This is a genomic window from Embleya sp. NPDC050493 (assembly GCF_044458105.1).
In the GTDB taxonomy this organism is placed as follows: domain Bacteria; phylum Actinomycetota; class Actinomycetes; order Streptomycetales; family Streptomycetaceae; genus Embleya.
In genome coordinates this window covers 20,915-45,616 of the sequence record NZ_JBITHP010000028.1, presented here as the reverse complement: position 1 = coordinate 45,616, position 24,702 = coordinate 20,915, and the positions used below count along the sequence as shown (strand labels likewise).

At 71.7% G+C, this 24,702-nt stretch carries 13 protein-coding genes; 5 read left to right on the top strand and 8 right to left on the bottom strand.

Features of this window, described 5'->3' with window-relative positions; translation table 11 throughout:
* Positions 1-914 precede the first annotated feature (914 nt).
* On the bottom strand, positions 915-1,982 hold the full coding sequence (locus ACIBM5_RS37360) for a Gfo/Idh/MocA family protein (RefSeq protein WP_396011168.1): 1,068 nt from the start codon (positions 1,980-1,982) through the stop codon (positions 915-917).
* A gap of 532 nt (positions 1,983-2,514) precedes the next feature.
* Between ACIBM5_RS37360 and ACIBM5_RS37355 the strand changes: the two genes are divergently transcribed.
* The gene (locus tag ACIBM5_RS37355; RefSeq protein WP_396011167.1) at positions 2,515-2,640 is read left to right on the top strand and encodes a hypothetical protein; all 126 of its coding nucleotides are present in this window, start codon (positions 2,515-2,517) and stop codon (positions 2,638-2,640) included.
* 247 nt (positions 2,641-2,887) lie between these two features.
* On the opposite strand, the gene ACIBM5_RS37350 is transcribed toward ACIBM5_RS37355, so the two are convergent.
* The 3 genes from ACIBM5_RS37350 to ACIBM5_RS37340 form a co-directional block, all read right to left on the bottom strand.
* On the bottom strand, positions 2,888-3,880 hold the full coding sequence (locus tag ACIBM5_RS37350; RefSeq protein WP_396011166.1) for an AraC family transcriptional regulator: 993 nt from the start codon (positions 3,878-3,880) through the stop codon (positions 2,888-2,890).
* A gap of 368 nt (positions 3,881-4,248) precedes the next feature.
* The gene (locus ACIBM5_RS37345) at positions 4,249-4,677 is read right to left on the bottom strand and encodes an OsmC family peroxiredoxin (protein WP_396011165.1); all 429 of its coding nucleotides are present in this window, start codon (positions 4,675-4,677) and stop codon (positions 4,249-4,251) included.
* Positions 4,678-4,865: 188 nt separating this feature from the next.
* Complete coding sequence (locus ACIBM5_RS37340) at positions 4,866-6,431, bottom strand: MFS transporter (protein ID WP_396011164.1); 1,566 nt, start codon at positions 6,429-6,431, stop codon at positions 4,866-4,868.
* Positions 6,432-7,053: 622 nt separating this feature from the next.
* On the opposite strand from ACIBM5_RS37340, the gene ACIBM5_RS37335 reads away from it, so the two are divergent.
* The 4 genes from ACIBM5_RS37335 (at position 7,054) to ACIBM5_RS37320 (ending at position 11,907) form a co-directional block, all read left to right on the top strand.
* Positions 7,054-7,938, top strand: coding sequence for a sigma-70 family RNA polymerase sigma factor (locus ACIBM5_RS37335; RefSeq protein ID WP_396011257.1), 885 nt, complete (start codon positions 7,054-7,056; stop codon positions 7,936-7,938).
* A 362-nt stretch (positions 7,939-8,300) separates the two neighbouring features.
* Positions 8,301-9,737, top strand: a complete 1,437-nt coding sequence (locus tag ACIBM5_RS37330) for a GuaB1 family IMP dehydrogenase-related protein (RefSeq protein WP_391585724.1) — start codon at positions 8,301-8,303, stop codon at positions 9,735-9,737.
* Between the two features lie 225 nt (positions 9,738-9,962).
* On the top strand, positions 9,963-10,502 hold the full coding sequence (locus tag ACIBM5_RS37325; protein WP_391585723.1) for a GNAT family N-acetyltransferase: 540 nt from the start codon (positions 9,963-9,965) through the stop codon (positions 10,500-10,502).
* A gap of 76 nt (positions 10,503-10,578) precedes the next feature.
* Positions 10,579-11,907 carry a nucleotidyl transferase AbiEii/AbiGii toxin family protein gene (locus tag ACIBM5_RS37320; protein ID WP_396011163.1) on the top strand — a complete coding sequence of 443 codons (1,329 nt, stop codon included), beginning with the start codon at positions 10,579-10,581 and terminating at the stop codon, positions 11,905-11,907.
* Between the two features lie 440 nt (positions 11,908-12,347).
* Here ACIBM5_RS37320 and ACIBM5_RS37315 read toward each other — a convergent pair whose 3' ends face one another.
* Genes ACIBM5_RS37315 through ACIBM5_RS37300 form a run of 4 tightly spaced genes read right to left on the bottom strand, consistent with a single transcriptional unit; the run spans position 12,348 to position 24,607 of the window.
* Positions 12,348-13,256, bottom strand: coding sequence for a pyridoxal-phosphate dependent enzyme (locus ACIBM5_RS37315; protein ID WP_396011162.1), 909 nt, complete (start codon positions 13,254-13,256; stop codon positions 12,348-12,350).
* Positions 13,257-13,270: 14 nt separating this feature from the next.
* Positions 13,271-20,260: an amino acid adenylation domain-containing protein gene (locus ACIBM5_RS37310; protein WP_396011161.1), complete on the bottom strand. Its 6,990-nt coding sequence runs from the start codon at positions 20,258-20,260 to the stop codon at positions 13,271-13,273.
* A 17-nt stretch (positions 20,261-20,277) separates the two neighbouring features.
* Positions 20,278-21,309: an aldo/keto reductase gene (locus ACIBM5_RS37305; RefSeq protein WP_396011160.1), complete on the bottom strand. Its 1,032-nt coding sequence runs from the start codon at positions 21,307-21,309 to the stop codon at positions 20,278-20,280.
* Entirely contained in the window at positions 21,302-24,607 is a 3,306-nt protein-coding gene (locus tag ACIBM5_RS37300; protein ID WP_396011159.1) for an amino acid adenylation domain-containing protein, read from the bottom strand. The genes ACIBM5_RS37305 and ACIBM5_RS37300 overlap by 8 nt, the downstream gene beginning before the upstream one ends.
* Between the last annotated feature and the right edge of the window lie 95 nt (positions 24,608-24,702).

Sequence of the window (24,702 nt, the reverse complement as noted above, 5' to 3'; positions counted from 1 at the left end):
TGATCGACGACTGCTGTCGAGATCAGTGCTCGCGGACGAGATCAATGCCCGCTGAAGCGACCGAGTTCGCGGTCACGATCGGTGCTCGCTGAAGAGATCGGTGTCCGCAGGCGAGATCGACATTCACCGACGTGTGCGGCGCTCGTAGGACGCGTCCGGTGCTTGCTGGGAGCATCGGTGATCTCCCAATGAGATCAGTGCTCTCGATCTCCACGAGATCGGTGCTCTCGGGCGAGATCGGGTGCTCTCACGCGAGATCGCCGCTCGGGGATGGGACGCGATCGGTGCCCTCTCTAGGTCGATGCTCGCTGCGAGATCGACGTTCACCGACGTGAGCGGTGCTCGCTGCGAGATCGACGTTCGCCGACGTGTGCGGTGCTCCCGCTCGTGGGCCCCTGGTGCTTGCTGGAGACATCGGCGCTCTCCAGCGAGAGCGGTGCTCGCGGATGAGATCAGCGCTCACCGAGCAGATCGGTGCCCGCTGCGGTGCATTGGTGCCGAACCGCGATCCATGCTCTGCACGAATGGCTCTTGCGGATGAGATCGGTGTCCGCTGACGAGATTGGTGCTCTGTACGAAGCTGGTGCTCGCGGGATGAGATCGGTGCTCTCCGTATGATCGGTGCTCGCGGATGAGATCAGCGCTCGTTGAAGAGATCGGTGCTCACTGGCGGATCAGTGCTCGCGGGTGTGATCGGCGCTCCCCTGGGATCGCTGCTCTCTGCGAGATCGGCGCTCGCGGATGGAATCGGTGTCCGCCGGCGAGATCGGTGTTTGCCAACGCGTTTGGTGCTCGCTGATGCGAACGGTGCTCTCCACGGGATTGGTGTCCGCAGGTGCGATCGATGTTCGCGGGCGAGAGCGGTGCTCTCGATGGGATCCCGCCCACCGGTCAGGTCGGTGTTTGCCGATGGGTCAGGGCCCGCTCGGTGGGGCGGCGAAGTTCGGTACCGGTACCGGTTGCGAGCCTGTCCGCAGCGACTGCGCCCCCGCGACGCCGACCAGTGAGGCGGCCACGGCCGGGCGCACCGGGATCAGCGGCGGCGCTCCTTGCTCGACCGTGGCCCGGAAGCCTTGGAGCAGCAGGACAGTGCCCTCGGCGGCGCGTTCCACGGTGGCGCCGTCGAGCGAGAGGGCGGGCGGGACACGCTCCTCGTCTCGAAGCCGGCCGTCCGGGGCGGCCCACGCCTCGGTGCGGACCCGTACCGACCAGGCCCGCGGGCCCGGTCCGCGCACGGACTCCGCGAGGGCTCGGGTGCCGCGTACCGAGATCCAACTCCAGTGGCTGTCCGGTTCGCCCTGGAGAAAGCCGTGCCGGGTGACCGCCAACGCGCCGCCGGACAGCCGCACCACCAGTACCACCGCGGCCCGGGGGTCGCGCTCGTCCGCGGCGAACGCCGTGACCTCGACCGGCCATTCGCCGGTGAGCGCGAGTACGGGGGAGAGGGTGTGGGTGCAATACGCGGTCGGCGCGATCCGGCCGCGCCAATGCCCGGGATCGCCGATCAGTTCGGCCACCGCGGTGGGGGACATTCCGTGTAGGTAGTCGGCCTCGATCAGGCTGATCCGGCCCACCTCGCCGGCCTCGACCACCTGGTGCAGCAGTCGGACATGCGGATGCAGGACGTAGTTCTCCGCGAACGAATAGGTGGCGGTGGAGCGTTCGGCCGCGTCGACGAGTCGGCGACCCTCCTCCTCGTTCACGCACGCCGCCGACTCGGACAATACGTGCACGCCCTGGTCGAGGAACGCCACCGCGAGCGGTGCGTGTGCGTCGAAGTCGTTGGCCAGGATCACCGCGTCCAGGCGCCGGTCGAGCAGATCCTGCCACCGATCGGTGAGCGCGACGCCCGGCAACCGCCTGCGGGCCTCGGCACGTTGCTCCGGATCACGATCGCATGCGGCCACCACGTCCAGCCCCACCCGGCGCGACCAGGTCGCCAGATGCAGCCCCATCCTCAGCCCGATCACACCCACACGCATCCGCTCATGGTGCCGGTGACCCCCCGCGCTGGGCGAGCCGGTTTCGCCGACGCCTTCGACGGGCCGTCGCCGGCCGACGGGCCCGTCTGGCGGACTGGCGACTGCGTCTGGCCGCTTGCGTCTGGCCGCCTGCTCTTGGCGGTCCCGGCCGACCGCTACTGGTTTGACCGTTCCCGGCTGGCCGCCCCAGTCGACGTCCCTGGCGGCCGTTTCCGACGGGCCGTCTCTGGTTGGCTGTCCCGGCCGACCACTACCGGCTGACTGTTCCCGTCCGACAGTTCCTGATCGGCAACCACCGGCCGGCGGTCCCCTGGCCGACCGCTACTGGCCGGCCGTCCCCCGGCCGGCCGTCCCCGAGCGGCCGCCCCTGACTGGTTGTCCCTGACTGGTCGTCCCCGGCCGGTTGCCCCGAGTGGTCGTCCCTGACTGGCGGTCCCTGGCCGACCACTACGGGCTCGGCGTTCCCAACCCGGCTACCCCAGCCGACCCTGGCTGAGCGTTCCCGAGTGGCCGTCCCCGCGGCCGTCCCCGAGTGGCCGTCTCTGAACTGATGGTCCTGGCCGACCGCTACCGGCTGACCGCTACCGGCCGGCCGTTTCCGGCCGACCGCTGCGGGCTGGCGTCCCTGGCCGACCGCCACCGGCTGGGCTCCGGCTGACCGGCCGCCCGACCCCCGGCCGCCCGACCCCCGGCCGCCCGACCGCCCGACCCCCGGCCGCCCGACTGGCCGTTTCCGACCGGACGCTACGGGCCGGCCGCCCCCGACCGGCCGCCCAGCCGACCGCCGCCGACTGGCCGCCCCGCCGACCGCCGCCGACCGGCCGCCCCGCCGACCACCGCCGGCTGGCCGTTCCCCGCCCGCCGCCACAGGTTGGCTCCAGGCTGGCCGCCCGGCCGGGTGGGGTTCAGGCGACCCTGGTGGTTGGCTGCTTTTGGCGGTAGGTGGTTGGGGCGATTCCGAATTCTCGTTTGAAGGCTGTTGAGAAGGCGAATTCCGAGGCGTATCCGACGTGTTGTGCGACCGCGCTCAGGGGTGCGTCGGTGTCACGGAGCAGCGTTGCGGCGGCGTTCATTCGAACCAGTGTCAGGTGGCTGAGTGGGGGGCGGCCGACCGACTCGGTGAAGCGCCGGGCGAAGGTGGAGCGGGGCAGGTCGGCCACTGCGCCGAGCCGCTCGACCGTCCACGGCTGTTCGGGGTTGTGGTGCATCGCGCACAACACCCGGCCGATGGCGGGGTCGGGCACGCTCATGTCCCAGGTCGGGCGGGCGCCGTGGCGCCGATGCCACCAGCGCAGGAGGCAGACCAGCAGGGCGTCCAGCAGCGCATCGGTGACGGCGTGTGTTGCCATCGCTCCGGGGGAGGCATTGCCGGGCGCGGGCTCCGTCTCCTCTTGGCGCAGCAGGTCCACCAAGGCCCGTACGGAAGCGTCCTGGTTCGGGCCGTCTGCCAGGTGAATCGTCTCGGGAAGGTCCATCGTCGGTGAGAGTCCGCCCGGCGCGTCCAGCCGGAACGTGCCACTGAGCAGCAGCACCGATACCGGGTCCCGGTTGCTCTGCGTCAGGTTGCCCGGAGGCTCGTCCGACCGCGCTACCGGGGTTCGGGCAGGCGAAACGTTGCGGGACTCCATTGCCGGGACCGCCGGCAACTGCCCGGCCGTTTCCGTGACCAGCCCGGACACGAGGTGATGGTCGCCGGTCACCAGCACCACGTCTCCCGCACCCGGCTCCAGACGTGCGCCGGTGGCCGAGGTCAGCGTTACGTTGCCGCGCAGCACCACGTGGAACGCCGTCTCCGTGCCGGGGCGGACGGCCCTCGCCCAGGCGGCCGGCGCCTCGATCCGCTCCCAGCGCGGCGGCTGCGTGCGCAGCGAGGCGGTGATCCGAGCCAGGTAGTCCATCGGGTCAGCGTAATCGCCCGCCCGAACCCGTCGGCCCCTTCGAGAGCGACGGTGAAGCGCCACTCGGGCGGGCGACGTCGAGGGCGTCGGCGTCGGCGTCGGTGTGCGGATGCGGTCGCGGCGCGAACCGCGCGATCACCGACGCCCTCGGCTGCCCGTGCCGGGCCGCCTCGGCCGAGACTTGTACCGGGACGGACCGGGACGCCTGGCCGTCCGGCCGTCCTTACCGGAAGTACCGGGCCGCCCCGGTCTCTTGTGCCGGACGTACCGGGCCGCCCCGGCCGTCTGGTACCGGACCTACTCCGCCGGCCCCGGCTGTTCGTACTGCGCCGGCCCCGGTCGTCCGTACCGGGTCGGTTCGGGGCGGGTCAGCCCAGCGACGCCGTCAGGGTGATCTCGGCGCCCGGGGAAAGCAGCCGGGAGATCGGGCAGTTCTGCTTCGTGACGTCGGCGATCTTGAGGAACTCCGCCTCGTCGATGCCGGCGGCCACGACGGCGGTCTCCAGGTCGATGCGGGTCACCGTGGGGGCGCCCTCGACTTTGTCCAGGTGCACCTTGGCCGTGGTGTCCACCGACGTCGCCGGGAAACCGGCGTCGCCCAGGCCCTTGGCCAGGGCCATCGAGAAGCAGCCTGCGAGCGCCGCGCCGATCAGTTCCTCGGGGTTGGTGCCCTCGCCCTCCTCGAACCGGGACTTGAACGAATAGGCCCCCTCCAGACCGCCCTTACCGGTGCGGATGGTGCCGGCACCCTCGAGGATGGTGCCCTGCCACTGAGCTGTCGCGCTACGAATAGTCATGGGTCGATGCTAGTACCGTGACGCGGACTCGACGGCCAGGCGCACACCTGCGAGCCCCCGCCCGAGCACCGAACGCGGACGTGGATGCGCGACGCCGCCCCGGAACGGATCCGGGGCGGCGCTCCGCCCGCCGACATAGGCCGCGCGGCTCACGTCCTGCTTCCGACTTCCTCCTACTTCCTTCCCACCTACTTCCGGCTCTCGACCTGCGAGGCATGCGGAGCCTGCGAGGCCGGCGCGACCTGCGCCGAACCCACCTGGCCCGAACCCACCTCCCCCGTACCGGCGTTCGCCACCGCCTCGGCGGAGCTCATCGAGCTCTGGCCCTTGGGCATCAGCCACACCGCGAACAGCAGCGCGACCGCGCCCAGGCACGCGGCGGACAGGAACGCGTCGTGGTTGACCGCCAGTTGCGCCTCGCGGATCCGGTGCCCGTTGCCTCCGGCTGCGGCCATGTCGCCGGCGAAGCCGCTGTACGCGATGGTTGCGACCACCGCGAGGCCGAGCGCGCCGCCCGCCTCCTGGCTGGTGTTGATCAGGCCCGCGCCCATGCCCGCCTCCTCCTCGCCGATCCCGACGAACGCGGCGATCTGAAGGGTCACGAAGCACATGCCGCAGCCGAGGCCGAGCGCGATGAACGCGGGTAGTACGTCCACCGGGTAGCTGCCGTCGACCGGGGCGCGCCACAGCAGCAACAGCCCCACGGTGGTGATCGCCAGGCCCGCGATGAGCACCGGCCGGGCGGCCATCTTGGTGATCAGCCCCGACGCGACGCCGGCGCCGATGGCCACACACACCGCGAGCGGTACGTAGGCGAAGCCCGCCCGCAGCGGTGAATAGCCGTACACCTGCTGCATGAACAGGCTCGCGAAGAAGAACATCGCGCCGAACATGCCGAACACCAGGATCGCGGAGAGGTTCGCGGTGCGCATCGTGGCCAAGCGGAAGACCCGCAGCGGCAGGATCGGCGACGCCGCCCGCGCCTCGATCACCACGAAGGCGGTCAGCAGGACGAATACGCAGCACAGGCTCACGATGGTGCGGGTGGTGGCCCAGCCGACCGTGGTGGCCTCGCCCAGGGTGAAGATGAGCAGCAGCAGCCCACTGGTCAAGGTGATCGCACCGGCGAGGTCGAACGGCCGGCCGCGCTCTTCGGCCACGCTTTCCGGCAACACGCGCGGTGCGAGTACGGCTACGCCCAGGCCGATCGGCACGTTGATCCAGAAGATCCACTCCCACCCGGGCCCGTCGGCCAGTACACCGCCCAGGATCACACCCAGGATCGACGCGATTCCGGCCAGCGAACCCCAGATGCCCAGCGCCTTGTTGCGTTCGGCGCCCTCGGCGAAGGTGTTGGTCAGGATGGACAGCGCGGCCGGCGCGATCATCGACGAGCCGAGGCCCTGGAAGCCGCGCGCGGTGATCAGCATCGTGCCGTTCTGCGCGAGACCGGAGGCCAGTGAGGCCAGTGCGAACACCACGAAACCGGCCTGGAGCAGGCGGCGACGCCCGAACGTGTCCGCGAGTCGCCCGCCGAGTAGGAGGAAGCCGCCGAGCACGGTGCCGTAGGCGGTGACGATGTAGTTCTGGCTGACCTCGGACATGTCCAGGCCGTCCTTGATCGACGGCAGTGCCAGGTTCACGATCGACACGTCGAGGAACACCATGAACTGGCCCAGGCACAGGAAGGCCAGGATCGCCCCGGTGCCGACACCGGGTCCTGATCGGCTCGGGGCCGAGTCGGTGGCAGACATCACAAATCTCCTAAGCCATGCGGAATCGGGCGAGCGGCAGCGGGACACCCGACCGGTCGCGGTCGCGGTCGCGGTTGCGGTTGCGGTCGTAGTGGTGGTTGTGGTGCGCGGAGTTCGCTCGTGTTCGCTCGTGTTCGGTGTCGGGGCGTAGTTCGGTGTGCGGCTTCGTACGGCTTCCTTGGCTGTTCGAGAGCGGTCCCCGGGATCGGCGGACGGCCGCCGAACGCCACCGGGCCGAGCGTGGTGTCCGGGTGGCTGCCGAACCGGCGGGTCGTACCCTCCGCACCGGTTCCGCCCCCGGTCACTGCGGCCGGGGCTCGTTCGCCACCGCATTGACGGATCCCGGCGGACGAATGTGACAGCTGGGCCGAACCGATTTCCCCGACCCGGCCGCCCACCCGCCGACCGGCCGCCCACCCGCTGCCGCGGCCCACCCCCGCCGCCCCGGCCCACCCCCGCCTCCTGTCACATCGCCGCCGCCCCCCGCGTCAAGGAACCAAGAACCGCGCCGAGAACAACCGAGACGCGACCAGAGGACGGGACGACGCCGATGACCGAGCACCAGACGACGCCCACGAACGAGCACCGCACGATGCCCGCCGGCGAGCGCCGCACAACGCCGATGACCGAGCACGACTTTCTGGCGGAACGCTTCGAGGCGCACCGCAGCCACCTGCTTGCCGTGGCCTATCGGATGCTCGGCTCGCTGACCGAGGCGGACGACGCACTCCAGGAGACCTGGCTCAAACTCAGTCGCTCCGACCCGGACGAGGTGGACAACCTGGCCGGCTGGTTGACCACGGTGGTCGGCCGGGTCTGCCTGGACATGCTGCGCTCGCGTCGCTCCCGCGGCGAGGAGCCGCTGGACGCCCAGGTACACATCCCCGACCCGATCATCTCCGGCATGCCCGACGCCGATCCCGAGCACGCGGTACTCCTGGCCGACTCGGTCGGCCTGGCGCTCCTGGTGGTACTGGAGACGCTCGCGCCCGCCGAGCGGCTGGCGTTCGTCCTGCACGACCTGTTCGCGGTGCCGTTCGACGAGATCGCGCCGATCGTGGACCGTACGCCGGCCGCGGCCCGGCAACTCGCCAGCCGCGCGCGCCGCCGGGTCCAGGGCGCCGCGCCGTCCCCCGACGGTGACCTCGCCGTGCAGCGCGAGGTGGTCGACGCGTTCTTGACCGCGGCCCGTGGCGGCGATTTCGACGCGCTCGTCGCGGTGCTCGACCCGGACGTGGTGGCCCGAGCCGATGGCGGGGCGCTGCGCCCGAGCGGTGTGGTCCGAGGTGCGGCGCAGGTGGCCGGACAGGCGCTCACGTTCGCGCGGCTCGCCGCGGTGGCCCGACCCGCGCTCGTCAACGGCACGGCCGGGATCGTCTCGGTCGCCGCCGGACAGCCGATGTCGGTGCTGGCCTTCACGATCGTGCAGCGCCGGATCGTCACCATCGACATCCTGGCCGACCCGCAACGCCTGAGCCGGCTCGACCTGACGGTGCTCGCGAGCTGAGCGCCGTTATCCGGCCGGGCCCGCCGCCCCCGGACCCGGCCGAACCGACCCGACCGACTCGCCCCACCGTCCCCGACTCGGCCGCCCCAGCCCCGGCCGCCCCGACCAACTCGCCCGGCTACCCCGGAGCAGGTCGACCAGACTCGCCCCGCCGCCCCGAACCCGGCCGCCCCGAATCCCGCCGCCCCGAACCCGGCCGCCCCGAACCCCAGCCCCACCCCCGCCGTCCGGAACCCCCGGCCCCCAACCCCCCCGCCCCGACCCAACTCCCCACCCCACCCCACCCCACCCCCCGCCCCGACCCAACTCCCCCCACCCGCCCGGAAGATCGATAGCCCGGCCGGCTGGGTACGTACCGGCACATGAGATTCCTCCACGACCAGGTACCGCCGCACGACCTCACCTACAGTGACGTCTTCCTCGTACCGTCGCGCTCCGGCGTGGGTTCGCGCCTCGACGTGGACCTGACCACCTCCGACGGCACGGGCACCACCATCCCGGTGGTGGTGGCCAACATGACCGCCGTGGCCGGGCGTCGGATGGCGGAGACCATCGCCCGCCGCGGTGGCCTCGCGGTCATCCCGCAGGACATCCCGGTCGACGTGGTCGCCGAGGTGACCTCCTGGGTCAAACGCCGCCACCTCGTCTACGACACCCCGATCACGATGGCCCCCACCGACACCGTCGGCGAGGCGCTGAACCTGCTGCCCAAGCGCGCCCACGGCGCGGTGGTGGTGACCGAGGCCGGGCGTCCGGTCGGCATCGTGGCCGAGGCCGACTGCCTGGGTGTGGACCGGTTCGCCCAACTCGCGCGGGTGATGACCACCGAGCTGCTGACCCTGCCGGACGGCGTCGATCCGCGCGAGGCGTTCGACCGGCTCTACGAGGGTCGGCACAAGCTCGCGCCGATCGTGGACCCCGACGGCCGTCTGGTCGCCGTCCTGACCCGCACCGGCGCACTGCGCTCGACGCTGTACACGCCCGCCGTGGACGCGGCCGGTCGGCTGCGCGTGGCCGCCGCGATCGGTATCACCAACGACGTCGCGCACAAGGCGAAGGGCCTGATCGAGGCGGGCGTGGACACGCTGGTCCTGGACACCGCGCACGGCCACCAGGAGCAGATGATCAAGGCGCTGCGCGCGGTCCGGGCGCTCGACCCGCCCGTACCGGTCGTGGCGGGCAACGTGGTCACCGTGCAGGGCGTGCGCGATCTGATCGAGGCGGGCGCGGACATCGTCAAGGTCGGCGTCGGTCCCGGTGCGATGTGCACCACCCGGATGATGACCGGCGTCGGGCGTCCGCAGTTCTCCGCGGTCGCCGAGTGCGCGGCCGAGGCGAGCCGGTTGGGCCGGCACGTCTGGGCCGACGGCGGGGTTCGGCACCCGCGCGACGTCGCGCTCGCCTTGGCGGCCGGTGCCTCGAACGTGATGGTCGGATCGTGGTTCGCGGCCACCTACGAATCACCCGGCGACGCGTATCGCGACGGCGAGGGCCGGCTGTACAAGGAGAGCTTCGGCATGGCGTCGGCACGCGCCGTCCGGCTGCGCACCGCCACCGAGTCCGCCTTCGACCGGGCCCGCAAATCGCTGTTCGAGGAGGGCATCTCGTCCTCGCGGATGTACCTGGACCCGAACCGGCCCGGCGTCGAGGACCTGCTGGACTCGATCGGCGCCGGCGTGCGCAGCGCGTGCACCTACACCGGCGCACGCACGCTGGCCGAGTTCCACGAACGCGCCGTGCTGGGTATCCAGAGCTCGGCCGGCTACGCGGAGGGCAAGCCGCTGCCCGAGAGCTGGTGAGGATGCGGCGGCGCGGCAACGACGGGTCGCGCCGCCCCTCCCCGCCCCTCCCCGCGCCGCCCCACACCATCCCGCCCCGCACCATCCCGCCGCGCCCCGCCCCGCTGCGCCGCACCCGGTCCCAGGGCACCCCACACCCGCTGCCGGCAGGCAAGGCCGCCTCCCGTCCGACCGGGCCGCCTCCCCGCCCGGCAAACGGTTTGACCGGTGCGGAAGACTTTTCCCATGCTCAACGCCACCCCCGGTACGCAGACCTGGACGATTACCCCGGGCGCGGTCGATTCGCCCGAGGCACTCGCACTGCTGCGCGCGTACTTCGTCGAGGTCAGCGACCGCTACTACCGGCTGCACGAGGGCCGGGACTCGACCCCGACCGAGATCGAGGAGGGCCTCGCCGCCGCGCCGAGCGACCATCTCGTGCCGCCGCAGGGCCTCTTCCTGATCGGCAGGTACGGTACCGAGCCGGCCGCGTGCGCGGGCCTGCTGCTGCGGGACGAGCACACGGCGGAACTGACCCGCGTGTTCGTACGACCCGAGCTGCGCGGCACCGGCGGCGGCCGGCTCCTGATGGCCGCCGTCGACGACGCGGCCCGCGCACTCGGGGTGGGCCGGATCATGCTGGACACCCGCCTGGACCTGATCGAGGCCCGCACGCTGTACACCAGGACGGGCTACGTCGAGGTGCCCGCGTACAACGGTGGCCCGTACGCCGAGATCTGGTACGCGAAGGACCTGACCGCCGCCGATCGCCCCGATCCGGCCTGAGCCGGCGGGACTTCGCGGCAACCGGCGACACGATGGCGCCGGCCCGAGCACGGCTACGACGAACGGGGGAGCGACCATGACCGACAGCGGCGAGCGCAAGACCTGGCGGACCATGGGATGGGGGCCGTGGGACGACGAGGCCCTGCCATCCGAGCCATTGGACGAACCGACCCGGGAGCAGCGCCAGTTGCCCCGAACTCTGGTGTCCGTGGCCGATCCCGGCGTGCGCCAACGACCGGTCTTCGATCCGGCGTTGAAGCAGTACGGCAGCGCGATGCGGGCCGGCGAACCGCAGTTCGCCTCGCCCGGTGTCGCCGAGCGCTGGCACACCGCGCGCCGACAGGCCGTCGACCACGTGCTGGCGGCGCTGGCCGAATCGCCGTGGGCCGAACATCTGGTGCTGCGCGGCAGCATGCTGCTCCGCGCCTGGTACGGCCCCGCCGCCCGCGAGCCCGGCGACCTCGACTTCGTCGTGGTGCCCGTCACCTGGGATCTGGTCGAACCGCGCACCGACCGGATGTTCGCCGACATCGCCCGCGGCGCGCAGGCCCACTCGGATGCGGCCGGCGATGTGCGGATCGACGCAGCCGGCGCGGTCGACGACGAGATCTGGACCTACGACCGGGTGCCCGGACGGCGCCTGGTGCTGCCCTGGCGTGCGCATGGGTTGCCGTCCGGGATCGTGCAACTCGACTTCGTCTTCAACGAGTCGCTGCCCTCGGCGGCCGAGTACACCGACGTGCCACGCCACGACGGCTCCGGCGCACACCGCATCCTGGCCGCAACCGCCGAGCAGTCGCTGGCCTGGAAACTGCTCTGGCTGCTCTCCGATTCCTATCCACAGGGCAAGGACCTCTACGACGCGGTGCTGTTGGCCGAGTCGACGTCGCTGCGGGCCGACCTGCTGCACCGGACCCTGGTCGCCGGTGTACCGCACTGGGCCGGACGATGCGTCTCCGCCGCCTCGTTCGCCGGACAGGACACCGACTGGGACGAGTTCGTCAAGGAATACCCGGACGTCGACGGCACCGCCGAGGTGCTCATGGGCCGCCTGCTCACCGCGCTGGAACCGGTCTTCGCCGAGGAGAGCGCCGCCGCGGCCGCCGCCGGCGACGGCTACGCCTGGCGCCTGCGCTGGTTGGACCGACTGCTCCCCGAGGCGCGCCGGGAGGCGGCTCGCGCGGGCATGCCCGCACTGGTCGCGTGGCTCAGCGGCCGCCAGTTGAGTCTGGCCGAGAACATCGTGATCATCCGCGAGGTGGTCGGTCCGCAGCACTGCACACCCGAGCAGGCGGCAGACGCCTACATCGCCCAACTCCCGTACTCGTCCGGCGAACTCGGCTACCACACGCGCAACCCCGACGTGCTCGCCGCCACGCTCGCGACGCTGCGGGACCGGGTCTGACCGCCCCGGTCCCGTCACCGTCACCGGGCCGGACGGACACCCGGGTAGGTCCGCCGGACGCCCGGGCGGGCGCGCCGGAAGCCGGGACGGGCCCGCCGGAGACCCGGGTAGGTCCGCCGGACGCCCGGGTGGTTCCGACAGTCGCCCGCCCCGACGGTCGCCCCGACGGTCGCGCCGGGCGGGCGCGCCGGAAGCCCGGACGGGCCCGATGCGAGCCCGGGTAGCTCCGGCGGACACCCCGGGCGGGCGCGACGGATACCCGTACCGGTCCGCCGGACGCCCGCCGGCCCCACCGACGTCCGCACACGCGCGCCGGCCCCCCCCCCCCCCCCCCCCCCCCCCCCCCCCCCCCCCCCCGCCCCCCCCCGCCCCCCCCCCCCCCCCGCCGCCCCCCCCCCCCCCCCCCCCCCCCCCCCCCCCCTCCGGAGTTTTGCGGGGGCTCAGCGGCCGGTCAGCAGGACGATCTGGTTCCCGCCGATCGCAGTGGTCTCGGCGTGCGCCAGCAGGCCGGCGAGCGCGGCCGAGCCCGCCGCGGTGGGGTGAACTCCGTACTGTCCCAGCAGGGCCTGGGCGGCGAGCAGTGCGTCGTCGTCCGCGGCGTGCGCCGCGCCGCCCGAGTCGGCTATCGCGGCCAGGGCCTCGGGGCCGTGCAGGGCGTGCCAGTTGACCAGGGGCTCGTTGTGCTCCGTCGTGACGACGTCCTGGCTGGGCAGCGTGCGGTAGGGCCCCGGCCAGCTCGTCACGATCGGGTTGTTGCCGGGGGAGCCGACGGCGTGGATGGTCAGCGGCCAGGCCGGCAGGCGGGCTCGGCGGTGGGCGGCGACGATCGTCGTGCCGTTGCCGACCGGGATCCAGAGAGCGGCCGGGGCGCCGCCCAGTTCCCGGTGCAGGGCGTCGACGACATGTCCGTGGCCCTCCATGACGGCGTCCTTGCAGGGGCCGTCGACATTGCCGTCCAGAGCCCCCGACGTGTGGGCCAGGCGATGGGATTCGTCGACGGCGTCCTCGTAACCGCCGTGCACGAGACGGATGTCGGCCCCGGCGGTCGCGGCGGCGGCGCCGCCGTCGCCCCATTCGGCGGGCAGCACCACGGTGCACCGCAGACCTGCCGCCGCGCACGCCGTCGCCATCGCCCGTCCGTAGCTGCCGCACGATCCCACCACGATCCGGTCGTGGCCTTCGGCGACGGCGCGGGCCACGACCGCGCGGGCGGCGGGTTCCTTGTGACTGCCGGACGCGTAACGGGTCTCGTCCTTGAGGAAGACGCGGACGCCCGGCACGAGGCCGTCCGCGACGATCAAGGGGGTCAGGTACGGATCGGTGGGCGCGACTGAAATCGGAGGCAACACGGAGGTGTCTTCCTTCACCGGGTGCGAGCGGAGAGCAGTTCGTCGGCTTCGCGCTGCAGATCGTCGCGCGTGCCGATCTCGGCGGGCGGGATGGCGTCGGGCAGTTCGTCCTCGATCAGCCTCAGCCGGGCGTCGAACCAGCCGCGGACGGACCAGGCCAGTTGCAGCAGTCCGCTGAGGACGATCAGCAGGGCGAGGCCGCGTCCCGGGCCTTCGGATGCGAGCAGTGGCTGGACGAAACGCTCGGCCAGGGGCCCGACCACGAGGTAGCCCAGCGGCATCGTCAGCATCATCAAGGTGATGAACAGGGACAGGACGCGGCCTTGCAGTTCGAACCCGACCTTGCTCTGCACGATCGCGATCCAATGGCCTTCGGCAAGGGATTCGCCGAACCCCACGAGGAACATCCCGACGATGATCAGGACCGGGACGGTGGAGATGCCGACCAGGATCATTGCGAAACTGCCGATGCCCATCGAGACGAGCATGCCGTGACTGCGCCGGGCGGTACCGCCCCACAGGCCCATCAGGACGCTGCCGAAGATCCCGCCGACGCCACCGGCACCCAGCGCCAGACCCAGCACCGGGGCCGACTGCTCCGCCAGCAACATCGGTGTGATGACGGCGAAGCCCAGGGTGTAGAAGACGTGGTCGACGACAAAGAAGCGGAGCGCGGCGCGCAGGCCCGGTCGGCGGGTGATGTAGCGCCAGCCGTTGCGGATCTCCGCGCCGAAGGTTTCCTCACGCACGCGGAACAGCAGGTTCGGGAAGCGCACGAGAAGCAGCGTGAGTGCCCCGATCGCGAAGGTGCCGGTGTCGACGAGGAGCACGCCGCCGATGCCGATCGGGTCGATCAGCGCGGCGCCGAGCATCGGTGAGAACACCAGTCCGACGCCGACACCGAGTTGCCCTATTCCGGCGGCGTGGCCGAGATAGCGCTTGGGCACGAGCTGCGCGACCGCCGCGAGGTAGGCCGGCCGCTGGAACGCTCCGGCCACCGACGTCACCGACACGACCAGATAGACGTGCCACAGATGCAGGCCGTCGCTTTGCATGAGGACGACCAGGGCCGCCATCGAGAGTCCGGCCGTGGTGTCGCTCGCCAGCATCACCCTGCGGCGGTCCCACCGGTCGGCGACGGCACCGGCGACCGGCCCCACCAGGATGCCGGGCAGCAGTGCGATCGCGCTCACCACCGCGAAGGAGGTGAGCGAGCCGGTGCGGTCGAGCACCCAGATGCTCAGTACCAGTGTGCTCAGCCCGCTGCCCATCATCGACAGGAGTTGGCCCAACGCGACCACCGCGAACCTGCGCAGATCCGGTGCCGTCCCCGGCGCCGGGCCGCGTACCTCGGCGGGCGGCCGTGCGGGCGGCGGAGCGGTCGCCGCAGTCGCCACGGTCGCCGCAGTCGCCACGGTCGCCGCGGTCGGCGAAGTCGGCGACTGCGGGGCGCGGGAGACGACCTCGGCCACCAACGCCTCCGCGAGCGGCTCGGCGTGGCTCTTGAGGAAGAAGTGCCCCGCGCGCGGCAGCACGACGAGGCCCAAGTCGCCTTCGGTGAAGTGCCGCCATTCCTGGTGGCGTTCCTGATAGTGCTCGGTGACCCGGTCGCGGGCGCCGACGACCGTGAGCACCGGAACCTTCAGCGGGGCGTACGTCTGCCGGTACGCGGCGGTGAAGTACTCCTCGGCGTCGCGGGCGTCGTGCCGGACGTTGCGGAGTACGAACGCCTCCTGCTCGTCGTCGTCCAGATCGGTGAAACCGCCGCGTGCGCGGAGGTAGGCCAGGTATTCGCGGTCGGAGGTGAAGCGGTCCACCGGCACGTGCCGGTAGATCCAGTCGAAGAACCGTCCGGGCAGCCGGGCGGTCGGGAATCCCGCCCCGAGCGCGACCCCGACCAGCGGCACGCCCGCGGCCTCGGCGCGCCGTGCCACTTCCACGGTGAGCGCGACGCCGAGACAATGCCCGTAGAGCAGGACGGGGCCGGCGATCGTTCGCATTTCGTCGACGATGCGGTCGGAGACGACGGCGATCGGCTCCGGGTCCTCGTCCGGCCTGGACCGGTCGTGGCCCGGCAACTCCACCGCCCGCAGCGCCCAGTTCGCCGGAAGCGCGTCGGCGAGCGGCTGATAGGCGACGGCGCTGCCACCGGAGTAGGGCACCGCGACGACGGTGTGCCCGCCGGTCGCCGGGTCGGCGTCGGCGGCGGTGAGCCGTTGCAGCAGCCGCTGATCGGCGGGACCGGCCTCCGACCGCGCGTCGAGATGTGCGGCCAGTCGACGGATGGTGGCGTACTGGTAGAACTCGACCAGCCTGGGGGCCGGTTCGATGCGACGGACGACCCTGAGCGCCGAGAACGAGTCGCCGCCGAGGGCGAAGAAGTTGTCGTCGATGCCGGGTTCGGGGATCCCGAGCACCTCCGCCCAGATCGCCGCGATCCGCCTCTCGGCGTCGGTCCGAGCGGGTGTCGAGGCGGATGCCGGCCCGGTTCCGGCCGGGGCGGGCAGCGCGCGCCGGTCCAGTTTTCCGTTCGGCGTCAACGGGAGCGCGGGCAGCGTGAGGATACGGGTGGGAACCATGTGCGCGGGCAGACCCGCGGCGAGCATCTCGCGGTAGGCGGCCTCGTCGGCATCCGCCCCGTCGCGGGTCACCACGTAGCCGATGAGCCGACTGATGCCGCCGGGCGACCCGTGCGCGGCCACGGCGCACGCCGCCACCCGCTCCGACATGGCGAGACGGGCCTCGATCTCGCCGAGTTCGATCCGGTACCCGTTGATCTTGACCTGGTCGTCGAGCCTGCCGAGGAAGTCGACGGTGCCGTCGGGGTGGAACCGGGCCGAGTCGCCGGTGCGGTACATCCGGGCGCCGGATGCGGTGACGAACGGATCGCACACGAACCGCTCGGCGGTCAGCTCGGGCCGGTCGTGATAGCCGGATGCGACGCCCAGCCCGCCCAGATACAGCTCGCCGACCACGCCTGCGGGAACCGGCCGGCGGTGCGCGTCGAGGATGTAGACCCGGTTGTTCGGGAAGGGCCGTCCGATCGGCAACGGCGCGTCGTCGGCGAGATGTTCGACCGAACCTTCGAAGAGCACGTTGTCGACGGTGGCCTCGGTGACACCGTACGAATTGACGACGCGGTTGTCCGGGCCGACCAGGCGTTGCGCCAACTTGTATTCCCCGACGTGCCACTTCTCGCCGCCGCCGATCAGCAGGCGGACGAACGACAGGTCCGACCCGCTGCTTTGGGTGTGGTCGAGGAGCGCGCGCAGTACCGCGGGCACGAGTTCGGTGCAGTCGACATTCTCGGTCTTCATCAGCGCGTGGAGATCGGCGGGGTCGAGCAGCGTCTCGCGCGGGGCGACCACCAGACGACCGCCGCTGAGATGTGCCCGGAGCGTTTCGCCCACGAACATGTCGAAGGAGAAGCCGGCCGCCTGCAGGTAGGTCCACTCCGGCCGCAGCCCATACGCCTGCCGCCACATGCCGGCGGCGTGGACGAGGTTGCCGTGCGTGACGACGACTCCCTTGGGCCTGCTGGTGGATCCGGAGGTGTAGGTGACATACGCCGGGTCGTCGGCCGAAGTGCACAGGGGCAGATCGCCGTCGTCCTCGGGAAGTTCGTCGGGGAGTTCCTCGGCGAGGTAGTCCCGGTCGATCACGATCGTCGGCTTGCTGTCGGCCAGCATGTAGTCCAGCCGGTCGCGGGGGTAGGCCGGATCCAGCGGCACGTAGGCGCCGCCCGATTTGAGCACCGCCCACATCGCGGTGAACAGTTCGAGGCCGCGATCCAGGTTGATCGCCACCCGATGGCCCGGCCGGACTCCCTCTCGGCGCAGCCTTCGGGCGAGCCGGTCGGCCCGGTGATTCAGCTCCCCGTAGCCGAGGGTGTCGCCGCCGACGGTGAGCGCGGGCGCGTCGGGCGTGGCCGCGGCGTGGCGTTCGAACAGCTGGTGTACGGCGACGGCATCCGGTATCGGGGCGACGATGTCGTTCCAGTCGTCCACGATGCGGCGGCGCTCGCCGTCGGTGAGCATCGGCAGCAGGGCGATCGGCGTGCTCGTGCCGCCGGTCGCCGCGGTGGCGTCGGCCCCGCCGGTCGCCGCGTCGAGCAGGGTCAGCAGGTGGTCGAGGAACGCCTCGACGCGTGCCCCGTCGAAGAGTTCGACGGCGTAGTCGGCGTTCAGCACCGCGCCATCGGCGGGGAAGTCGAGGCCGATCGCGAGGTCGACCATGGTCGCGGCCGGCGCCAGTTCGCCGGCGTAGCGCAGGATCGGGTCGTCGGACGTCGGGGTGTTGTGCACGGTCAGCATGACCGGGCTCAGGCGCTTGGTACCACCGGGCCGCGCCAGGGCGTCCACCAGATCGGGCAGCGCGAGCCGCCCGTGGTCGAGGTCGCCCAGGACGGTGTCCCGCACCCGCGCCACGAGTTCGGCGAACGAGGGATCGCCGGACACATCGCCGCGCAGCGGCAGCACGTTCAACGCGGGGCCGATCAACGAGGCCGACTCCACGGTGGACCGCCCGGCAACCGGTGCGAGCACGGTGACGTCGGTGCGCCCGGTGTACCGGTGCAGGACGACCTGGAGTCCGGCCAGGACCACCATGAAAAGGCTTGCCCGCCGGTCGCCGGCATAGGAACGCAGTCGGTCCGACAGGTCGGGATCCAGCGGACGGCTGATCCGGGCGGCGGCGTACGAGGGGGTGGCCGGGCGAGGCCGGTCGGTGGGCAGTTCCAGATCGAGATCGGCGCCGTCGAATCGTTCCCGCCAATACGAGACGAGTGCCGCGTCGCCCCTGGCATCGGCACTGCGGGCGGCGAGGTCGGGGACGGGGGCGGCCGGCGGCAGAGCGGGGACGGCGGTCGGGTCGCCACCTTCGCGCACGGCCCGGTACAGGGCGGCGAGCTCCTGCTCCAGTACACCCGCCGACCAGCCGTCGAAGGCGAGGTGATGCACGATCACGACGAGGGTGTCGCCCTTCAGGAAGGCGTGTGCGACCGGGCCGTGCCGGAAGTCGATGCCCGCGCGATCCGGCTCGCCCAGCGTCAGCGGGATCCTTGCCGCAGGCGCGACGACCATGCTCGGCTCGGTGCCGTCGTCGGGGAAGCGCGCTCGCAACAGCGGGTGCCTGCGGGCCAGTTCCGCCAGCGCCGCGGTCAACGCCGCGACATCGACCGGTTCTGCCCAGCGGTACCTGATTCCCAGGGTGTACACCGGCAGATCGGCGCAGAGTTGCTCGGCGATCCAGTAGTCGCGCTGCATCGGGCTCAGCTTGTGCGGGACACCCTCGGCGAGCGTGGCGGTGGGAGGTCCGGCCGGCGCGGCCGCCGCCCCCCTCGCGCGGTCGATCAGCCCGGCGAGCGCGGCGACGGTGGGATCCGCGTACCACCGGGTGAGGGTCAGCTCCGCGCCGTGCCGCTGCCGCAGGGCGGCGATCAGGCGTACGGCGTCCAGGGAATCGCCGCCGAGGGTGAGGAAATCGTCGGCCGCGTTCGTGACGGGGACGCCGAGAATCTCCCGGATCAGCGTGGCCGCGCTTCGTTCGGCCGTCGTGCGGGCGACATCCGGAACGGGCTGCTGCGCCGGCTTCGCGGCGAGGGCCGCCTTGTCGATCTTTCCCTGCGGGTTCAGGGGGAACCGTGGGTGCGCGATCAGGGCGGCGGGGACGAGGTGGGCGGGCAGCAGGGCGGCGAGGGCGCCGCGTACCGTCGTGAGGTCGGTCGTGGCCGCGGTGACGACGTGGCCGATCAGCTTGGCGCGGCCGGTCCGCTCGTCGACCAGGACCACGGCGTCGGTGATGCCCTCGAGCGTGCGGAGCGTCGCCTCGACCTCCGCCGGTTCGACCCGGTGGCCCCGGATCTTCACCTGGTCGTCGAGCCGTCCCAGGAACTCGAACTGCCCGTCGGCGGACCGGCGGACGCGGTCGCCGGTGCGGTATTCGCGGCCCCGTCCGGGTGTCGTGACGAACCGCTCGGCGGTCAGCTCGGGGCGGTTCAGATAGCCGTCGGCCACGCCGATGCCGCCGATCAGCAGCTCGCCGTCGTCGCCGATCCGGCAGGTCACGCCCGGGTGCGGGAGGCCGATCGGGACCACGTCCCCGGACCACTCGGTCACGTCCGCGACCGTGGCGCCAACGGTGGTCTCGGTGGGGCCGTACGTATTGAACAGCCGGGTGGCGCGGCCCACCGCGGCCTGCCAGCGGCGTACCGCGTCGGGGCGCGCGGTCTCGCCACCGATGATCACGCACCGCACGGCGGCCGGGAGCACGGTCTCGCCCCGGTCCAGGGCCGCGACCAACTGGTGCCAGTACGCGGTCGGCAGGTCCAGGACGGTGATCCCGAATGCCTCGCAGCGTTCGAGGAACAGGTCCGGCCTGCTGATCATGTCGTCGTCGCGCAGGACCAGCGTGGCGCCCCGGAGCAGCGGACAGAAGATTTCCTCGACGCTGGTGTCGAAGCTCAGCGAGGCGAATTGCAGGATCCGGTCGCCTTCCGCGAAGGCGAACCGGTCCGCGAAGGCCTCGGTGAAATCGCGTAGTTGCCGACGGCCGACCAGGACGCCCTTCGGCCGGCCCGTCGAACCGGAGGTGAAGATGACGTAGGCGGGATCGCGCCGGCGCACGCTCTCGTCCAGCGCCAGCACACCGTCGGTCGTGATCAGCGCGCGAGGCCGGGTCTCCTCGACCATCAGGTCCAGGCGGGCAGCCGGATAGACCGGGTCGAGCGGTACGTACCCGGCTCCGGCGCGCAGGACCGCGAGGATGGCCACGATGGCGTCCCGGCCGCGCGGTAGCCGGATTCCGACGAGATCGCCCGGTCGAACGCCTGCGTCGGCCAGTCGGTCGGCCATGTCGGCGACCAGGTCGAACAGGGTCGCGTAGTCCAGTTCGCCGTGCGCGTCGGCCAGTGCCGGCGCGCACGGTGTCCGCACGGCCTGCGCGGCCAGGGACGACCAGACGTCGCCGTCGACCGTGGAGGGCGACATGTCGTGGGTTCGGGTCACCCGGGTCTCCTCGGTTCTCACATCGACCAGTGCGTCGGCCGCCGGTCCCAGCGGTGGGCGCGCAGGGCTTCGAGCAGGTCCGGCGGAATCGGCGCCGATTCGGACACGCGCAGGTTCGCGCGCACGTGCTCGGGGCGGCGCATGCCGGGGATGACCACGGAGACGGCGGGGTGGTGCAGTATGAAACGCAGCGCCAGTTCCGGCAGGGTTCGGCCGGCGGGGACGAGGGCGCGGAGCGCGTCGACGCGTTCGACCGTGGGTGGCAGGTTCTCCGGTCCGAAGTAGACGGCTCGCCAGTCCTCGGGTGGGAACACGGTGTCGGCACTCAGGTTTCCGGTCAGGGAACCCTCGTCGAAGGGGACCCTGGCGATGATCGCGATGCCTTCCTCGATCGCGCGGGGGAACAGCTCGTCCTCGGGGGCCTGGTCGAAGATGTTGTGGATGACCTGGATCGCGTCGACCAGCCCGGTATCGAGCGCGGCGAAGCAGTTCGTCGGTTCCCAGCGGTTGACGCTGATGCCGAATCCGTCGATCAACTCCCGCTCCTTGAGCAGGGTGACGGCCTTCTGCCAAGCGGGGTCCGCGGCCCAGCGATCCTCCCAGACGTGGAATTGCAGCAGGTCGATCCGGTCGACGCCGAGGTTGTCCAGGCTGCGACGCGTGTAGTCGAGGATGTGATCGAGGGGGAAGACGTCCTCGAGGGTGTCCTGCGGGCGCGGGGGCCATTCGCGGTTGAGCGGGGGAATCTTGGTGGCCAGCCGTATCCCGGAGTCGGGCCGGCGCTCACGCAGTTCGCCCAGCAGGGTCTCGGACTTGCCGCGCCCGTAGACCCAGGCCGTGTCGAAGAACGTACATCCCATGTCCACGGCGAGGTCGAGCGCGTCCGGGGCGATGTCGTGGTTCCATCCGGTGAATCCGCCCGGACCGCCGCCGATTCCCCACATGCCGTAGCCGATCTCGCCGACCTCCCAGCCGAGCCGTCCCATGGTGCGCCGGCGCATCGGCGGCTCTTGCCCGTTACCGACCATCGGTCGTTCCTCGTCATGCACCGACAGGCTCCTTCGGGCGGGTGTGCGATGTGGTGAACAGGGCGGGGTTGTCCTGCAGAAGGTTTTCGAGCACTTCGCGAAGGTCCGCCTCGTCGTCGCCGCGGCCGGCGGCGCGGTGCTCGACGATCGCGAGCAGCATGCCCAGTTCGGCGTCCCCGGCCGCCGCGGCGGTGCGCAGCCGGGCCAGGAAACCCGAGCAGGAAACCCGCTCCGCGCGGGTACCGGCCAGTTCGTCGAAGCGCACGCTGCCGGGGTTGAAGAGGTGTGCGGTGCGCCCCCACATCGCCGGATTGCGGATCGCTTCGGCGACGGCCCGTGCGATCGTGTCGACCGGGCTGTAGTCCGACCGGATCGCCGCGCGGGGCACCGATCCCAACCGTTCGAAGGCGGTGAGCAGCAGATGGGTGAGCGCGGTCGGGTTGGGTACGGCGGGGGTATCGACGGCGGGCATGACCTCACCCAGGCGCAGCACCGTCACGGGCAGGTCGACGGCGGCGTGTACCAGCCGCTCGGCCACCCACTTCGACAGGCTGTAGCCGCTCGACGGTGGGGTCACAGCGGTGATGTCCACGTCCTCGGGTACCGGGTGGCGCTCGGCCAGCGCGTGGTCGTGCAGGACGCCGAGTGTCGAGATGTAGTGCAGGGGGATGCCGCCGGCCTCCCGGGCGAGGCGGATCATCTCCGCCGTGCCCAGCACGTTCGGCTCGCGGTGCATGCGGTAGTCGTACAGGAGGTTGACCAGGGCGCCGCCGTGCACGATCAGGTCGCACCGCTCGGCGAGCGAGCGCCGGTGGCCGGCCGTCAGCCCGAAGCCGGGTCGGGCCAGATCCCCGGCGACCGCGGTGATCCGCTCGGCGTACCCGGTGTGGTCCAGTCCCTGCGCGCACAGGGCTTGCAGGAGACGTTGCCGCGCATGGGAATCGTTGCCGCCGCGGGTCAGACAAAGCACCGTCAGGTCGGTCTGTTCGAGGAGTTCGTGGAGCAGCCGAGTACCGACGAACCCCGTCGCGCCGGTGAGCAGCACCGTGCGTGGTGCCCGGCTTCGCCGCTCGTGACGGGGTGCCGGCATCGCCACGAAGTCGGAGAGGTCGGAGAGGTCGGCGAGGTCGGCGGCGACCAGGTCGGCCGAGGACGGTAAACGCTCGCGCCCGCGCCGTGCGATCAGCCCGCGCAGACCGTTCGCCGTCGGATGATCGACCATGTCCCGGACCCCGATCTCCGTCCCGAACCGGTCGCTCAGCTCGACCACGGCCGCAACCGCCTGCAGCGAGTTTCCTCCCGCGGTGAAGAAGTCGTCGTCGGCCGCGAAGTCCGGGCGCCGCAAGGCGGTTCGGAGAATGCTCAGCACCGGATCGGCGCCGTTGGCGGAGAGCGGCGCGTCGGGCCGCTCGACCCGGAGGGCCAGCCGCCGCCGGTCGATCTTTCCCGCCTCGGTCAGCGGCATCTCCGCGACGACCACGACGCGTCGCGGGATGCCGGCACGAGGCAGCCCGGCCCGCAGATGTGCGAGCACCGCCTCCTCGCTCGCCGTTCCGGTGATCACGAGCAACAGCTCACGGCTCTCGGCGGGCCCGGCGACCAGTGCGACGGCCTGCCGAACTCCCGTGCAGGCCAGGGACACGCTCTCGATCTCGCCCGGCTCGATGCGTACCCCGCCGATCTTGATCTGGTGGTCGACGCGTCCTGCGAAGTGGAAGCGCCCCTCGGCGTCGAGGTGCCCGAGGTCGCCGGTGCGGTACATCCGGTCGAACGACGGCGAAGCGAAGAAACGCTTGGCGGTGCGGTGCGGCTCGCCGTGGTAGCCGGCGCCCACACAGGCGCCGCCGATGACGATCTCCCCGGTCGCTCCGGGCGGCAGCGGCCGCCCGTCGACATCGACGACGACGGCGACGCAGTTGTCGATCGGCCGTCCCAGCGGGATGTCGTCGCCGTCCTCGGCCGTCACCTCGTGGAAGATCATGCCGATGGAGGCCTCCGAGGGCCCGTACGCGTTGCTGACGCGCAGCCCCGGCAGCAACTTCCGCAGGGTCTGCACGTCCTGCGGATTGATCTGCTCGCCACCCACCACGAGATGGCGCAACGATCGCAGCCGCTCGACCGTCGCCGGTCGTCGTTCCAACAGGGTCAGCAGCGCGCCCAGTACCGCCGGCACGAAGTCGGTGACGGTCACGGCGTGGGTGTCGATGAGGTCGATGGTGTGCTGAAGGTCGAGAAGTTCGCCGGCGGTGGGCACCACGGTCGCGCCACCGGTGGTCAGCGGCCAAAACAGCTGCCAGAAAGCCGAATCGAAGGTGTGCCGAGTGTTCTGCAGCACCACCTCACGGTCCGGCGGGGGGCCGAACCAGCGGTTCATGAATGCCAGCCGGTTCGCCAGGCCGCCGTGCAGGTTCACCGCGCACAGCGGCGTTCCGGTCGTGCCGGAGGTGTACACCCCGTAGACGACGTCGTCCGGCGCCGGGCCGGGCGGGTCGTCCGACGTGATGTGCCCTTCGGGATCGCCGAGTTCGACGCGGATCGCCCGGTCGCGATGGGCGCCGGGGACGGCGGCCGGGTCGGTGCACAGCACCACGGGGGCGTCCAGGAGATCGAGGGTGTGCGCGATCCGCGGTGCGGGCCAGCGGGGGTCGATCGGTACGTAGCCGATCCCGGCGATCATCGCGGCGGCCCACGAGACCGGCAGGGAGAGGCCGTCCGCGACGAGAACGGGCAGCAGACCGTCGGCTTTCGGTGCCGCGGCGCGGATCCGGGCGGCCAGCGCGGTGGCGTGTGCGACGAACTGCCGGTAGGTGAGCGTTCCATCGGCGGCATACACCGCCACGGCGTCCGGAAGAGAACGGGAGACGGCCAGGATCCGTTCCGGGACGCTGCGGTAGGGACCGTGGTCCACCCGTGTTCCCGCGAGCGGGCCGAATACCGCCGACTCGGTGTCCGGCGACAGCGCGGCGGCCTCACCGAGGTCCAGGTTCGGATCGGCCAGCGCCGCGCCCAGCAGTTCGGTGTGCATCTCGGCGACCGCCGCCGCGGCCCGCTCCCACACATCGCCGGGAGGGCATCGGAGGTCGACCGACAGTCGACCGGCAGGGTCGATCCGTACGTGCACGGTGGGCCCGGCGGCGCCGTCCGGCGCGTCGTGCGTGTGGACGGCGACAGCCGTCGGGTCGATCGCGGTCGTGGTGAGGACCAGATCCCGGCCCAGCCGTCGGGCGACTTCCGCCAGGGTCCGGACCGCGATGTCCGGTAAGGAGATGTCGGGCCTGAGAAGGACGGGAAGCCGATGGCTCCGCCAACCGAGGTTCATGGCCTCAACGTAGGTTGCCTTGGGGATCTTTGGTGTTGCCGGGAGTTGGCATCCAACCGAAGGTGGTCTGAACGATGATCGCGATTGCCCCACTG